Annotated in this window: 11 protein-coding genes and 3 rRNA genes (1 of these 14 cut by a window edge); 5 read left to right on the top strand and 9 right to left on the bottom strand. The window is 59.2% G+C overall.

Annotation, left to right across the window (positions count from 1 at the left end; translation table 11 throughout):
* Window positions 1-23 precede the first annotated feature (23 nt).
* The 5 genes from J2Y83_RS00090 to J2Y83_RS00070 form a co-directional block, all read right to left on the bottom strand.
* Window positions 24-596 (bottom strand): hypothetical protein, encoded by a 573-nt coding sequence (locus J2Y83_RS00090; RefSeq protein ID WP_253392424.1) that lies wholly within the window; start codon window positions 594-596, stop codon window positions 24-26.
* A gap of 131 nt (window positions 597-727) precedes the next feature.
* The gene (locus J2Y83_RS00085) at window positions 728-1,576 is read right to left on the bottom strand and encodes an ABC transporter permease (protein WP_253392423.1); all 849 of its coding nucleotides are present in this window, start codon (window positions 1,574-1,576) and stop codon (window positions 728-730) included.
* Between the two features lie 12 nt (window positions 1,577-1,588).
* Window positions 1,589-2,440, bottom strand: a complete 852-nt coding sequence (locus tag J2Y83_RS00080) for an ABC transporter ATP-binding protein (RefSeq protein ID WP_253392421.1) — start codon at window positions 2,438-2,440, stop codon at window positions 1,589-1,591.
* Window position 2,441: 1 nt separating this feature from the next.
* Complete coding sequence (locus J2Y83_RS00075) at window positions 2,442-3,467, bottom strand: ABC transporter substrate-binding protein (protein WP_253392420.1); 1,026 nt, start codon at window positions 3,465-3,467, stop codon at window positions 2,442-2,444.
* Between the two features lie 14 nt (window positions 3,468-3,481).
* Window positions 3,482-4,375, bottom strand: a complete 894-nt coding sequence (locus J2Y83_RS00070) for a TauD/TfdA dioxygenase family protein (RefSeq protein WP_253392419.1) — start codon at window positions 4,373-4,375, stop codon at window positions 3,482-3,484.
* A gap of 331 nt (window positions 4,376-4,706) precedes the next feature.
* Between J2Y83_RS00070 and J2Y83_RS00065 the strand changes: the two genes are divergently transcribed.
* The 5 genes from J2Y83_RS00065 (at window position 4,707) to J2Y83_RS00045 (ending at window position 11,334) form a co-directional block, all read left to right on the top strand.
* Entirely contained in the window at window positions 4,707-5,405 is a 699-nt protein-coding gene (locus J2Y83_RS00065; RefSeq protein WP_253392418.1) for a GntR family transcriptional regulator, read from the top strand.
* A gap of 380 nt (window positions 5,406-5,785) precedes the next feature.
* Window positions 5,786-6,544 (top strand): DUF3050 domain-containing protein, encoded by a 759-nt coding sequence (locus J2Y83_RS00060; RefSeq protein WP_253392417.1) that lies wholly within the window; start codon window positions 5,786-5,788, stop codon window positions 6,542-6,544.
* Window positions 6,541-7,488, top strand: coding sequence for a diiron oxygenase (locus J2Y83_RS00055; RefSeq protein ID WP_253392416.1), 948 nt, complete (start codon window positions 6,541-6,543; stop codon window positions 7,486-7,488). Before J2Y83_RS00060 ends, J2Y83_RS00055 begins: the two co-directional genes overlap by 4 nt.
* Complete coding sequence (locus J2Y83_RS00050; protein WP_253392415.1) at window positions 7,485-10,856, top strand: amino acid adenylation domain-containing protein; 3,372 nt, start codon at window positions 7,485-7,487, stop codon at window positions 10,854-10,856. The genes J2Y83_RS00055 and J2Y83_RS00050 overlap by 4 nt, the downstream gene beginning before the upstream one ends.
* Window positions 10,857-10,875: 19 nt before the next feature.
* Window positions 10,876-11,334 (top strand): SRPBCC family protein, encoded by a 459-nt coding sequence (locus J2Y83_RS00045; RefSeq protein ID WP_253392414.1) that lies wholly within the window; start codon window positions 10,876-10,878, stop codon window positions 11,332-11,334.
* 39 nt (window positions 11,335-11,373) lie between these two features.
* Here the strand turns inward: J2Y83_RS00045 and J2Y83_RS00040 are convergent, their stop codons facing one another.
* The 4 genes from J2Y83_RS00040 to J2Y83_RS00025 all read right to left on the bottom strand — a co-directional run.
* Window positions 11,374-13,254 (bottom strand): methyl-accepting chemotaxis protein, encoded by a 1,881-nt coding sequence (locus tag J2Y83_RS00040; protein WP_253392413.1) that lies wholly within the window; start codon window positions 13,252-13,254, stop codon window positions 11,374-11,376.
* Between the two features lie 346 nt (window positions 13,255-13,600).
* Window positions 13,601-13,716 (bottom strand): 5S ribosomal RNA (gene rrf / locus J2Y83_RS00035).
* A gap of 109 nt (window positions 13,717-13,825) precedes the next feature.
* Window positions 13,826-13,941 (bottom strand): 5S ribosomal RNA (gene rrf, locus J2Y83_RS00030).
* A gap of 157 nt (window positions 13,942-14,098) precedes the next feature.
* A 23S ribosomal RNA gene (locus J2Y83_RS00025) occupies window positions 14,099-14,577 on the bottom strand; it runs 2,412 nt beyond the window's last position.

The raw sequence follows: 14,577 nt of genomic DNA, 5'->3' as shown, positions 1-14,577 counted from the left end.
ACGTGTTTAGCCCACCAAAAAACTCAGTACTGCCCGGGTGGGTTGAGCGCCAAAAATGTCGTCAGCGCCCAGAAACTCGTCCCGATGAGTATCCAGATGCCATTGGCCCAGGTCAGGCGATGGTTGGCGTTGCCCTCCATGTCGTCTTCAACACGATTCACCGCACGCTGAAGCTGCACCGCCAGGGCTGCATAGACGATCAAAAGGCAGACGTTGAGTTTCAGTGCCGTCATCGGCGCTACAAACCAGACATAGGCCTGTGGCAGCAGTGCGCTGAGGATCATTGCGAGCGCCAGGCACCGTGGCCACCAGCGATGCGGCGTATTGGTCAATTCAAGCGTTCGTCGCACCTTCATCGCGAACGAGTAAAAGAAAAACACCGCAAACAAGCCCCGGGCCCAAGGCCAAATGCGGGCACCGGTTGCCTGGCGATAATAGGCCCACTGTTTGTAACTCCAATAAACCATGTACAAGCCTTGGGACAGCAACACCATCAGCAACAGTTTGCGCGGCGCAACAACAAAGAACATCGGTTGATCAGCGGCTGACTGACTCAGATCGGCCAGTGGCGCAGCGTAGGGATTTTCGACGGACATAACGAAGTCTCTTAAGGTTAACCGTCGAAAGGTTAATGTCTGGGCTTGTTGATCGTTCAACGGGACAAAAATCAGGAACGCTCCTACACTCCGGCGGGAGCAAGTCTGATCACTCATTGATCAAGCCAGCCTCAGCGTTGCATGCCCCACCGCTTGACGGTCAATCGCTCGAAGGTGTCGAACAGCAAATTTTCCACCAGCAAGCCGATCAGGATCACCACCGCCAGCCCGGCGAATACCTTGTCGGTGTACAGCTCATTGCGGTTCTGGAAGATGTACCAGCCCAGGCCACCTTTGCCGCTGGTGGCGCCAAACACCAGTTCGGCGGCGATCAGCGTGCGCCAGGCGAATGCCCAGCCGATTTTCAGGCCGGCGAGGATCGACGGCAGTGCCGCTGGAATCAGGATGAACAGCACAAAGCGCATGCCCTTCAACCCATAGTTGCGACCGGCCATGCGCAGGGTTTCGGACACGCCGAGAAACCCCGAGTAGGTGTTGAGCGCCAATGCCCACAGCACCGAATGCACCAGCACGAAAATCAGGCTGTTCTGGCCCAGTCCAAACCACAGCAGCGCCAGCGGCAACAGCGCAATCGCCGGCAATGGGTTGAACATCGAGGTCAGGGTGCTGAGCAGGTCGCGGCCCAGTTGGGTCGACACCGCCAGTGTGGTCAGGGCAAATGCCAGCAGGATGCCGATCAGGTAGCCCTTGATCAGCACCACCAGCGAGATGCCGACTTTACTCAACAACTCGCCACTGAGCAGGCCGTCGTAGAGCGCGTGAAACGTCTGCAGAAAACTCGGCAACAAAAGGTCATTGTTCTGGTAGCGCGCGACCGCTTCCCAGAGGATCGCGAGCACGATCAGGATCAAACCCTTGCGCAACCAGCCTTGTTGCCACAGGCGTTGGCGCAGGGGCAGTTCGCGTTCCACGGGGACGCTGAGCAGCGGTTCAAGGGTGACTTCATATTCCTGGCGCATGAGCGGGCCCCTTCAGTAAGCGATGCGGATATCGGCGAAGCCCAACTCACGTTCGGCTTCGGGCGCTTCATCGAACAGCAGGCGATGAATCCTTCGCGCCGACGCCTGGAGTTCCACGCCGCCCAGGCTGTGCAGGTCGTATTGATGGCTGTGGATTTCCGCGCGCACCCGTCCCGGATGGGGCGACAACAACAGGATGCGATTGCCCACCACCAACGCCTCTTCGATGGAGTGGGTGACGAACAGCAAGGTGAAACGCACTTCCTCCCAGAGCCGCAGCAACTCTTCCTGCATCTTGCGGCGGGTCAGGGCGTCGAGGGCGGCGAAGGGTTCGTCCATCAGCAGGATTTTCGGCTGCATGGCCAGGGCGCGAGCGATGGCCACGCGGGCTTTCATGCCGCCGGAGAGGGTGTGCGGATAGGCGTCGGCAAAGGCGCTGAGGCCGACTTTGTCGAGGTAGTGCAGCGCGCGTTCTTCGGCTGCACGACGCTTGAGGGTGTTTGACGCCAGCAGCGGGAACATCACGTTCTGTTTGACGGTTTTCCACGGCGGCAGCTGGTCGAATTCCTGGAACACCACAATGCGATCAGGACCGGGGCGTTCGACCTTCTGCCCCAGCAGGCGGATCTCCCCTTCGCAAGGCTGGATAAACCCGGCGATGGACTTGAGCAAGGTGGATTTGCCGCAACCCGACGGGCCGAGCAATACGTAGCGGTCGGCCGGGTCGACTTCGAAACTGACCTGGTGCGTGGCCCGCACCACGCGCTCGGGGGTGCGGTATTCGAGGCTGACGTTATCCACCGCCAGCAGCGCGGCGGCAGCGGACAGGTTGCTGGCCGCGTGGCCTTGCAAGGGCGCGTTCATCTCAGCTTCCTTGCAGGGGCTTGGCGTCCTGGAAGAAGTAGTCCTTCCACGATTCAGGCTTGTTCTTGATCGCGCCGACGCGGTAGAGGAATTCCGCCAGCGGGTAGGTGTTTTTCGGCGTGACGCTGAATTCGAATTGCGGGTTGTCGATGATTTTCAGCAGCTCGGCGCGGTCGATCTTGGCCTTGGTCACGCGGATGTAGGTGTCGGCGGCGGCGCCTTTGTCGTTCTGGGCGAACTGCGCGGCTTCGGTCAGCGCGTCGACGAATGCCTTGTAGGTTTTCGGGTTGTCGTTACGGAATTTTTCAGTGGCGAACAACACCGTCGGCGAGTTCGGGCCCAGCAGGTCGTAGGTGTTGAGCACCACATGCACATTGGGGTTCACCAGGGCCTGGTCCTGGAACGGCGGGTTGGAAAAGTGCCCGGTCAGCTCGGTGCCGCCGGCGATCAGCGCTGCCGTGGCGTCAGGGTGCGGGACGGCGACGGTGTACTGATCGAGGCGATTGAATTCCTTGTCGCCCCACTGCTTGGCGGCCGCGTATTGCAGGAAGCGCGACTGCACCGACACACCCACCGCCGGCACCGCGATGCGGTCTTTATCGGTGAAATCGGCGATGGTCTTGACCTTGGGGTTGTTGCTCACCAGGTAGTAGGGAAAGTTACCGAGGGAGGCGACGGCCTTGACGTTCTGCTTGCCGTGGGTGCGGTCCCAGATGGTCAGCAGCGGGCCGACGCCGGCACCGGCGATGTCGATGGAGCCGGAGAGCAGCGCATCATTGACGGCCGCGCCGCCGGAGAGTTGGGTCCAGTCGACCTTGATATCGAGGCCTTCTTGTTTACCGTATTTTTCGATGAGGTGCTGGTCGCGCACCACGTTGAGCAACAGGTAGACGATGCCGAACTGTTCGGCGATGCGAATCTCACCTTCAGCCTGCGCAACCGCTGGGGCGACGAGGCTGCCGGCCAACAGGCTGATACCCAGGCCGAGCGTTGCGGCCAGCCGTGCAAATGGAATGTTCCTGGACATGGTCATGCTCCGAATCAGAAAGGCGCGTCGCCCTGGATGGTGGTGCGGTACAGCTTGCGGCGCAGATGGCTCGGGCAACCGGCCGCCAGGTGGATCAGCGAGCGGTTGTCCCAGAACACCAGGTCGTGGGGCTGCCATTGATGGCGGTAGATATTTTCCGGCAGCACGCTGTGGGCGTAGAGCTGGGCCAGCAGGTCGCGGCTTTCGTCTTCCGGCAGGCCGATGATGCGGGTGGTAAAGCCTTCACTGACGAACAGCGCCTTGCGGCCGTTTTCCGGATGGGTGCGCACAATCGGGTGGACCACTTCGGCAACTTGGGCGAGCTGCTCGGGGGTCAGCGTCGGGCGCCAGTTGCCTTCGAATTTGCTTTCGCTGTAACGCGCGGTGTAGGAGTGCGCGGCGCTGCGGCCGTGTACGGCTTTGCGTAGGTGCGCGGGCAGTTGGTCCCAGGCCTTGTGCATGTCGGCAAACAAGGTGTCGCCGCCTTCGGCTGGCAGTTCCTGGGCGTGCAGCATCGAGCCCAGGCTGGGCAGTTCTTTATAGGACAGATCCGAATGCCAGAATTTGCCCGCATCGCCCAGGCCGATGGATTGGCCGTTTTCGATGATGTTGGAGACGATCAGGATTTCCGGGTGGTTGGCCAGCAGGAACTGCTTGAGCACATGGATCTGCAGCACGCCAAAGCGGCGGCTGAAGGCGATTTGCTGTTGGGGGGTGATGCGTTGGTCGCGAAAGATCACCACATGCTGAGCCAGGTGCGCGCGGTGAATGCGGGCGAAATCCTCATCATTGACCGGGCGGGACACATCCAGGCCGATGATCTCGGCCCCCACGCTGCCGGGGAGCGGACGAATCTCGAAGGTTTGGGCGTTAGAGGTCGCGGTTGGAACAGTAGAGGTGGCGGACATGAATTCACTCCCGGTCGGACAGGAGAGTGACTTTATAGGCATAAGAACGGCATTTTAAATACCGTTAGTGAATATGCATAGATGGGAATGTAGCGCCGATCACCTGCGCCGGGCGCTGGCAATGGAGTAAACGAGGGCGGTGAAGTGTTCAATTCAGCGCAATCTGACACCGGTGTGTAAGACACCGCAAAGCATGTTGTGGGCGCTCAGAGTCGCGTGTTTAGCCGCTTACAAGCCGAAAACCTTGCGTGTTTGACAAGCCTGTAGGCAATCTCTAGTGTGCATTGGATCCAATAAGCCATACCCATTCTATAAGGAGGCTAGCGTAGCCGTGACGCAAAAGCCGAGCCCTTTGAGTAGTATCAAGGTCAGCGGGCCTATTCCCGCCCATCTTGCTCGTTCCGTAATCGAAGAAACCTTGCGCAATGCCATCCTCGATGGCCGGTTGCCTTGTGGTACCGCCATGCGCCAGCAAGAGCTGGCCAGCCTGTTCGGCGTCAGCCGCATGCCCGTGCGTGAAGCCCTTCGGCAGTTGGAAGCCCAGTCGTTGCTGCATGTCGTGACGCACAAGGGTGCGGTGGTTGCACCGCTGATCGAAGACAATTCAGCCGAAACCTACGCCTTGCGCATGCTGCTGGAATCCGAAGCGCTGCGGTTGTCGATTCCGTTGCTCACCGCAGACGACATTGCCCAGGCGGATGCCTTCATCACGGCGCTGGAGCAGGAGAAAGACTATACCGAGATTGGCCGGCTCAACCGCCTGTTCCACATGGCGCTGTATGGCAAGGCGCCCAACCGGCGACTACTCACGTTGGTCGAACACGGTTTGAATGAAGAGGAGCGCTTCCTGCGCTTCAACCTTGAGGCGATGGGATTGGGCGAGACGTCCCAGGAAGATCACCGCGAACTGCTGAGCCTGGTGGCGCAGAAGAAGGTCGCCGAAAGCATCCTGACGCTGCGCAATCACCTGATGCGAGGCATGGAGGTCATCAGCACTTACCTAAAGGGCCTTGAGGCGGCCGGCAAGTAAGGTTTTCCACTGGATTCACCCTTTAAGTATTGCGGGGCTGCCTTCCCTCCTGGGAAAGCCCCGCGTCAAGATGCCCCGGTTAAAACTATTCGACTGCGTAATGCCTGCTAATGCCCGGGAAACTTCCCACATTTAATAATACAACTTACTCACAACCGGAATCTTTTCGAAAAAACATCTAATACATTTATAAGCTCGCCCAAACGTTTAATCGGCTTATTATCATTATTCAACAAACCAAACACCTCAACCGCCTGCACGACCCCCTATTTGGGCAGTGCTGCGCGCGTGTCTTGGCTAAACCGTTACCTGTCTGCTTTTTGGCTGCAAAAGCCCATCACTGTTTTCAGAGCAGTCGCAACAACTTATAGGCATCAACCATGTATCAAGTTCTACTTAAACAAAAAAAGCTGCAGTTATGCAGTCACCCGTTATTTGAAGAAATAACTTCACTTGGCAAGTTACAACTTTTTATGGAAAACCATGTATTTGCCGTTTGGGACTTCATGACCCTCACCAAACGCCTGCAACGGGACCTGACGTGTACGCAGTTGCCCTGGCTCCCACCGAGCGACCCGCAAGCCGCCCGCCTGATCAACGAAATCGTGCTGGGCGAGGAGTCGGACCAACATCCCAGGCGTGGTCATTGCAGTCACTTCGAGCTGTACCGGGAGGCCATGCTCGAAGTGGGCGCCAGTACCCACGCCATCGATACCTTCATCACGCTGCAACGGCGGGGCGTCGAGGCCAATGCCGCCTTGGGTCAGGTCGATATCCTGCCCAGCGTGGCCCGCTTCGTCGCGAGCACGTTGCACATTGCGTTGAATGCGCCCACCCACTGTGTGGCCGCCGCCTTCCTGCACGGCCGCGAAAGTATTATCCCGAGCATGTTCGAACGGCTGTTGCAGGGCAGTGAAATCATCGATCGCCAGGCGCCTACATTGGGCTACTACCTCAACCGCCATATCGAACTGGACACCCAAGGCCATGAGCCAGCGGCACAGAGAATGCTCCAAGGCCTGACCCTCAGCGCTCCCGAGTACCAGCAACAAGCCGTTGAAACCGCGATCAACGCCGTGGAAAACCGCATCAAGCTCTGGGACGACGTGCGTACCTCGCTGCAACAGGTGCGCCCATGAACGTCGCCGACTACCGCTCCATCGCCGAAGACTGGGAACGCCGCGCCACCATCCGCACGCGCCCTCGCCGCCTGCTGGAAAACGACGACAAGCTGATCTATCCGCTGTGCCGCCAGCCCCTGGTCCTCAGCACGACCTTTCTTGAGCATTGCCGGCAGTGGCGCGACTTCGTGCTGCTGCAAAGCTTCTACAAGTTCATCAATGACGTGGTGATTTTCGAAACCGAGATCGTCGACAAAACCGCGCGCAACATTGCCAAAAACCGTTTCGCCCTGCCCTTCCCCCTTGTGTGTCGCTACGACGCGATGACCGTCGTGGTGGACGAGGATTATCACGCCCTGGTCGCGCTGGACTTCCTGCAACAGACCGTGGAGATGACCGGCATACCGCCACTGGACCTGCCCCTGCAAATCGAACTCAGCCACGCCCTGCCGGTGGCGCAGGCACAGGTCCCGGCGCACCTGCGCGATGCGGTGGAATTGATTGGCGTGGCCATCGCCGAGAACACCGTGACCCATGACGTGGCGGCGTTTTCCAAGGACCACAGCGTCAAGGCCTCCATCCGTGGCTTGATGGCCGATCACCTGTTCGACGAAGGGCGCCATGGGCAGTTCTGGACGCGCCTGGTGCGCCTCTATTGGCAGGCGGCAAGCCCGGATGAGCGCGACAGCATTGCCCCTGTCTTGCCCATCTTCCTGCAGCACTACCTGACCAACGAGCTGCAAAAATCCTTCGACCTGCAACTGATCGATCAGTTGGACGTGAGCACTGACGTTCGCCATGCACTGAGGGCCGACATGGCGGCACTGGATTTCCCCATCACCCGCCACCACCCGCTGATCGGCAACATCATGGGCTTTCTGCAGCACAGCGGCTTGCTGCAGACACCGAGCGTAGCCCAGGCACTGGCCGACTATCTGCCAGTGGCAGGGAGAGCGGCATGAGACGACTGACAATTGGATGGTTCGGTATCAGCCATGCCCTCGATGCGCTGAGGCTGGAGCTGGAGCAATATGGTCATCTGTCGGGTCATGACGCTGCCGACCTGGTGATTGAGGACGGTAGCGCGTCACTGCCGACATACCTGGCCACCGCCCCACGCATCAACCTGCGCCTGGGCGTCGGCCCGCTGACGGAGTACGGGTTGCCGCAGCTACAGTTGCGCGCGTATGACGCTGGCCAACGCTGGGGGGTCGTGTTGGACCTTGCCGAAGAGCCCAGCGGTAATGGCCAGCGACTGCGCCTGCGAGCGATAACTGCGCTGGTGGAATGGCTCGCTGCACTGGTGAGCGGCTTCGCCCGCGACCCTGAGTATTTTCCCACAGGGGCCGGCGCCAATGCCTGGCCCGAACACGGTTTGCAAAGGCTGGAGGCGTTGGCGTTTGTGCATCGGTTCAATCACACGACCGATGTACACCTGCTGCAGGCGGCACAGGTGCCAATGATCGAACGATTGCAGGCCAGCCTGCTCACCTTCGCCACACGGCCGGCGCTGAACATTGCCGGCCGTGCGCTGACCTATCGGCAATTGCACACTCAAGCACGGGCAATCCAGCAACGGCTCGCTCCACTGCTGGAAGGCGTCGGGGCACCGCCGGTGGTCGGGGTGTGCCTGGAAAAAACAACCGCGTTGTACGCCAGTATTCTTGCGGTGCTGGGCTGCGGCGCGGTTTACCTGCCACTGGCCCCTGACCATCCACCGCAACGCCAACAGGCCATGCTGGACAGCGCAGGAGCCAGGGTGTTGCTGGATGATGGTCGCCACCCACTGCGCGATTGCTTCGTTTCATTGGATGTCAGTGCAATCGATCAGCGCGATACGTTGCCGCCGCTGCTGCGGCATCGCCCCAACCCCGATGCACCGTGCATGGCGCTCTTCACCTCGGGCACCACCGGCCGCCCCAAAGGCGTGCTGCTGAGCCAGGGCAACCTGGCCCATTTCACCGCCTGGTTCGGCGGTTGCATGGAGCTGAACGAGCAGAGCCGGGTGTTGCAGTTCGCTGCGTTGAGCTTCGATGCCTCGGTGATGGATATCTTCCCCAGCCTGATTGCCGGCGCCGAGTTGATCGTCCCGAGCGAGGCGCAACGACGCGACCCGCAGCAACTGCTGGAACTGATCCGCCAGCAACGTATCACCCATGCCTTCCTGCCGCCGGCGCTGCTCAGCATCCTGCCGCTGGATCAACCGCTGGGCCTGGCGCACCTGCTGACCGGCGGCGACGCCTGTGAGCCCTACGTGATCGAACGACTGGCCGGCCAGTGCCAGTTGCACAATCTCTATGGCCCCACCGAAGCCACGGTACTGGTCACCCATCGGACGTTGCGGCCAGGGGACAGCAATCGCAACGTCGGCCGCCCCATCGCCAACAGCCAGGTGCTGATACTCGATGAGCACTTGCAGCCGGTGGACGAGCAGGTGATGGGCGAGTTGTACATCGTCGGGCCCGGCGTGAGCCTGGGGTACTTGAACGCAACACAACGGCACGACGACCCTTTTGTCGAACTGGCATTGCCGGGCGGCCAGCCCTTGCGTGCCTACCGCAGCGGTGATTGCGCCAAGTGGACCCGCGACGGCATCGAGTTGGGCGGGCGTCGGGACGAGCAGGTGAAGATTCGGGGGTTTCGAGTCGAGCCCCAGGAGATCGAACAATGCCTGCGCGCCAGCCGGCTGTTTCGTCAGGTGGCGGTGGTGATCGACGGTGATCGCAGGATTAGCGGTGTGGTCGCCCAACCGGAACCTGGCGCCACGATAGACGCCCTCAAGCAGTATGCACGCCAGTGGCTGCCTGACTACCTGCAACCCGAGCGGTGGATCGAATTAGCCGGCATGCCTTACGCGGGCAACGGTAAAGTCGATCGCCAGGCCTTGTTGCAACTGCCGGCGCAACCCGCGTCGAATCGCACCGCAGAGGCCGCGCAAACGCCGCTGCAGGTTGAACTGGTGCGGCTGTGGAGTGAGTTGTTGCAGCTTCCCGCAGGGACGTTGTCCATCGATGACAGCTTCTTTAACGTCGGCGGCCACTCCATTCTGCTGTCGAGCCTGCTGCTACGGGTTCGCGAACAATTTGGTCGCAGTCTGCCCCTGAACAGTTTTTTTGATATGCCGACCATTCGTACACTCTCGACGCTGCTGGAGGGCGGCCCGCGTGCCGATGCACCCTCCGGCCAGGCGGTTCAAGACGCACAGCGCATACCGGCGCTTGAGGTGCTACCCGAGGCCTGCGCCGGTGACCGCCGCAAAGTGATCGTGACGGGAGCCAACAGTTTTATCGGGGTACACATCGTCGAAGCCTTGCTGGCCGGCGGTGCTACGGAAGTGGCATGTCTGGTGCGGGAACTGCCGAACCAGTCGGCAACGGTACGGTTCACCCAGGCGTTGCATGAATACCGCCTGGAACATCTGGACCAGAGCCGGGTGCGGGTGTACGCCGCCGATATCAGCCAGCCTGGCCTGGGCTTGGCAGGTGAGGTGTACGAGCGCCTCGCCAGGGACTTTGGCGTGCTGGTGCATAACGCGGCGCGGGTCAATCATGTGATGGACTACGCGGCGCTGGTGAAAGACAACGTCGACCCTGTACTGGAATGCCTGCGCCTGTGTGAAACCCACAGCAAAAAGGTCTTCAACTTCATCTCGACACTGTCGGCATGCAGCGCCATCGACGCCACGGGACAGGTCCTGGAGTCGCCGGCTGCGGCAACGCTGCCGATCTACATCAAGAATGGTTACAACCTCTCCAAATGGGTGGCCGAACGGCTATCGGGCCGCGCGCTGGAGCAAGGCGCCTGGGTGAATATCTATCGTCCGGGCAATATCAGCTTCAACAGCCAAAGCGGTGTTTGCCAACCACAGAAAAATCGCCTGATGCTGATGCTCAAGGGCTCGCTGCAATTGGGCCTGGTTCCCCGTTTAGAGGTGAACTTCGACCTGATGCCGGTGGACTTTTTTGCGCGTTTTCTCGCGCGCCACTGCACCCATTTCGCAGCCGGGCGCAGCGTGTACAACCTGCATAACCCACAACCCTTGAGCTGGGAGCAGTACCTCGATGCATTCAGCGACGCCGGCTACACATTCGACCGGGTCAGTGTTGCGCAATGGCAACGGCAACTGCGAACAGTGGGCCGCGAAAACGCACTGTTTGGCGTGCTGGGGTTTTACCTGGACGGGTTGGGTGAAGACATCGGCGATACGTCGATGATCCGTCACGACAATGCACGCCGGGGCGTGGAAGAAATGGGCACAACGTACCCCGAGAAATGCCCCGCGCTGTTAGGCAAAGGCTGCGACTACCTCAAGGCCATCGGCTTTCTTTGAACCGCTTCAGGACAACCTCATGAAACCGTTGCAACCCGATACATTGATCCGCAACCCCCAGGGCACGCCAGTGGTGGCCTCCGTCGTAGTCGACTGCGAGGCCGCCCGGCTGTGGGGCTTGGTGGGGGAATTTGCAGGCTTTGATGCGTTCATTCCCGCCTTGTCGCACATTGAAATAATCGGCGCCGGTGTAGGCGCTTTGCGCACGAAGTATTTCCACGATGGCCATTGTGCGGTGGAGCAACTCAATAGTCGTGACGAAGAGGCCATGTACATGACCTGGACCACCGTCTACAACACCTTGGGCGTGGCCCGCTTGTGGGCGGCAATGCGTGTGGAAGCACTGGATTCAGGCTGTTCCAGGGCGACCTGGACGCTCATCGGCGAACCGGTCGATACCGCGCAGGAAGGGTTCGAACACTTTATGCAGAGCTTCGCCGACGGCGCATTGGATAATGTCCGACAGATGCTTGGCTAAGCAGTAGGAGCGAGAGGCCTCACTCCTCTGCCATCGGGGTCAGATCTTGAAACTGTCGACCAGTTGTTTCAAACGGTTGGCCTGTTGGGACAGTGCGTCGCAGTCTTTCAACGTTTCGTTGAGGTTGACCACGCCTTGCTGGTTCAACAGGTTGATCTGGTTGATATCGACGTTGAGGGTTTCCACTACGGCGGTCTGCTCCTCGGTGGCTGCGGCGACCGATTGGTTCATGCCGTCGATTTCAACAATCCGTTGCGTCACGCTGATCAGGCGCTCGCCGGCCTGGTTGGCGACGACGACGCTCTCTTCGCTGGAGGTCTGGCTGGCGTTCATGGTGGTCACCGCCTCCCGCGAACCCACTTGCAGCGAAGTAATCATTTTGTGGATTTCTTCGGCCGATTCCTGGGTACGGTGAGCCAGGTTGCGTACTTCATCGGCGACCACGGCAAACCCACGGCCAGCCTCCCCAGCACGGGCGGCCTCGATCGCGGCGTTGAGCGCGAGCAGGTTGGTCTGCTGGGAGATGCCTTTGATTACATCAAGAATGTGGCCGATGTTATCGGTGCTGGCATTCAGAGTCTCGATTTGGGTACAGGACAGGCTGATCTTTTGCGACAGTTCCGACATCGCCAGGATGGTTTGCTCCACCACTTTGCGCCCATCGTCAGCCTGCTCGCTGGCACCGCTGGCGTGCTGGGAGGCATCGGCTGCGTTACGCGCGATTTCCTGGGTAGCGGCGCCCAGTTCGTTGATTGCCGCCGCGACGCTGTTGGTGCGCGCACTCTGCTCGTCAGAACCGATGATCGAGGCGTTGGACGACGCCATTACGCGCTGGGACAGGTCATGCACCTGGCGCGTTGCCGAGGACACCTCGGAAATGGAGGCGTGGATACGCTCGACGAACTGGTTGAACGCGCTGCCTACCTCGCCAAACTCATCTTTGCTGGTCACATTCAGGCGGCGGGTCAGGTCACCCTCGCCCTGGGCGATGTCCTGCATGGCAACGCCCATGGTTGTCAGCGGCCGTAGCAGCACTTGGATCAGCAAGCTCAAGAGCACTGCAATCGCCACCACGGCAATCAGCATGGCAATCAGCGCGGACGTGCGGAATTTACCCAGGGGGGCGTAGGCTTTATCTTTATCGATCGACAAGCCGATGTACCAGTCTGCGCCCGGCAAACCGCTGATAGGGGTGAAGGACAGAATGCGATCCTGGCCGTTGAGGACAACATCCTGGTTTAGCTTCTCGATGCTTACGCGGGTGCCTGGGTAGATGTCCTTGAGGTTCTTCATCACCTGGTCCTGATCAGGACTGACGATGACTTGGCCGTCGCCGCTGACCAGGAACGCATGGCCGATGCCGCCGAAGTCTACCGAGTTGATGATCTTCACCAGCGTTTGCAGGCTCAGGTCACCGCCGACCACGCCCAGCAACTCGCCATTCTTTTTCACCGGCATGGCGATGGTCACGATCTGCCCGCCAACAGCAGCCATGTAAGGCGGGGTCAGCATGGTTTTGTCAGCAGCCACGGCTTGCTTGTACCACGGGCGCTGGCGCGGATCATAACCGTCGGGCATTTTTGCGTCGGGGCGTTGGGTGAACACGCCGCTGGTTTGGCCAACGTAAGTGAACTGGAAGTTCGAGGTGAGCGCGGGTTGATCCACCAAGCCAGGAAGGTCTGCAGCGCTCCCCTGATGAGCCACGTTTTGCGCGAGGTTTTCGAGTACCAACACACGGCCACTGAGCCAGTTCTGCACACTGCTTGCGGTGAGCTCACCGGATTGCTGGATGGACGACTCCAGGTTTTGCTTGATGGTGGTGCGTTGCAGATAATCGTTGTACAGCGTGAATAACGCGAAAGCCAGGACGACGACGCCTGACGCGGCCAACAGAATTTTATGACTGAACTTTAGATTCATTTCATCGACTTCTTTTGCCAAAGGGGGGGAGCGTGCTGGGTGGAACATTCCATGTAACGCATAGGTGGACGCTTGGGTCGCCCTAAATCGGTGCACGCATGGCTCATCAGGCTTTCGGCCAAATGAAGTGGAATCTTAAGGTTTTGTGAGAAAGATCCTCTTTTTGAGTGGGAAACCGACCAGTGGTCCCAGTAAGGCGCCCGAAACTGCAAAGTCTTGCGGTCTTTCAAGAAGGGTGGCCATTGATCATAGGCCGCGGGTTATCTGAGCGGATGTGTGGCCAAAGCAAACGCCTTAAACGACAAAACCCCTGTCTGCGCTAGCAGACAGGGGTTTCGGAATTCAATCTTGACGATGACCTACTCTCACATGGGGAAACCCCACACTACCATCGGCGATGCATCGTTTCACTGCTGAGTTCGGGATGGGATCAGGTGGTTCCAATGCTCTATGGTCGTCAAGAAATTCTGTGTACCAGACCGTTGCGTTGGCAACGTCCCAGTGAAATTCGTGGACTTCTACTAAAACAAAACCCCTGTCTGCGTAAGCAAACAGGGGTTCTGGAATTTAATCTTGACGATGACCTACTCTCACATGGGGAAACCCCACACTACCATCGGCGATGCATCGTTTCACTACTGAGTTCGGGATGGGATCAGGTGGTTCCAATGCTCTATGGTCGTCAAGAAATTCGGGTACTGAGTCGTGGCCAGCTGGCCTCGCTTCAGCAAATTGGGTATGTGATAGCTTTCGGTGTTTTGTGAGAGTCGAACTTTCGGTTCGTTTCGTCTTCACACACCGCAATCTGATGCTCTTTCGAGTAGTCAAATTGCTTGGGTGTTATATGGTCAAGCCTCACGGGCAATTAGTATTGGTTAGCTCAACGCCTCACAGCGCTTACACACCCAACCTATCAACGTCGTAGTCTTCGACGGCCCTTCAGGGGACTCAAGGTCCCAGTGAGATCTCATCTTGAGGCTAGTTTCCCGCTTAGATGCTTTCAGCGGTTATCTATTCCGAACATAGCTACCCGGCAATGCCACTGGCGTGACAACCGGAACACCAGAGGTTCGTCCACTCCGGTCCTCTCGTACTAGGAGCAGCCCCTCTCAAATCTCAAACGTCCACGGCAGATAGGGACCGAACTGTCTCACGACGTTCTAAACCCAGCTCGCGTACCACTTTAAATGGCGAACAGCCATACCCTTGGGACCGGCTTCAGCCCCAGGATGTGATGAGCCGACATCGAGGTGCCAAACACCGCCGTCGATATGAACTCTTGGGCGGTATCAGCCTGTTATCCCCGGAGTACCTTTTATCCGT

Source organism: Pseudomonas marginalis (assembly GCF_024169655.1).
Classification (GTDB): Bacteria; Pseudomonadota; Gammaproteobacteria; order Pseudomonadales; family Pseudomonadaceae; genus Aquipseudomonas; species Aquipseudomonas paraveronii.
This window is presented reverse-complemented; position numbering and strand designations above follow the sequence as displayed.

What these genes read in the sequence shown, in the direction of transcription:
- J2Y83_RS00090 (WP_253392424.1), bottom strand. Translation starts at nt 596, where the DNA reads ATGTCCGTCGAAAATCCCTACGCTGCGCCACTGGCCGATCTGAGTCAG.
- J2Y83_RS00085 (WP_253392423.1), bottom strand. Translation starts at nt 1,576, where the DNA reads ATGCGCCAGGAATATGAAGTCACCCTTGAACCGCTGCTCAGCGTCCCC.
- J2Y83_RS00080 (WP_253392421.1), bottom strand. Translation starts at nt 2,440, where the DNA reads ATGAACGCGCCCTTGCAAGGCCACGCGGCCAGCAACCTGTCCGCTGCC.
- J2Y83_RS00075 (WP_253392420.1), bottom strand. Translation starts at nt 3,467, where the DNA reads ATGTCCAGGAACATTCCATTTGCACGGCTGGCCGCAACGCTCGGCCTG.
- J2Y83_RS00070 (WP_253392419.1), bottom strand. Translation starts at nt 4,375, where the DNA reads ATGTCCGCCACCTCTACTGTTCCAACCGCGACCTCTAACGCCCAAACC.
- J2Y83_RS00060 (WP_253392417.1), top strand. Translation starts at nt 5,786, where the DNA reads ATGTATCAAGTTCTACTTAAACAAAAAAAGCTGCAGTTATGCAGTCAC.
- J2Y83_RS00055 (WP_253392416.1), top strand. Translation starts at nt 6,541, where the DNA reads ATGAACGTCGCCGACTACCGCTCCATCGCCGAAGACTGGGAACGCCGC.
- J2Y83_RS00050 (WP_253392415.1), top strand. Translation starts at nt 7,485, where the DNA reads ATGAGACGACTGACAATTGGATGGTTCGGTATCAGCCATGCCCTCGAT.
- J2Y83_RS00045 (WP_253392414.1), top strand. Translation starts at nt 10,876, where the DNA reads ATGAAACCGTTGCAACCCGATACATTGATCCGCAACCCCCAGGGCACG.
- J2Y83_RS00040 (WP_253392413.1), bottom strand. Translation starts at nt 13,254, where the DNA reads ATGAATCTAAAGTTCAGTCATAAAATTCTGTTGGCCGCGTCAGGCGTC.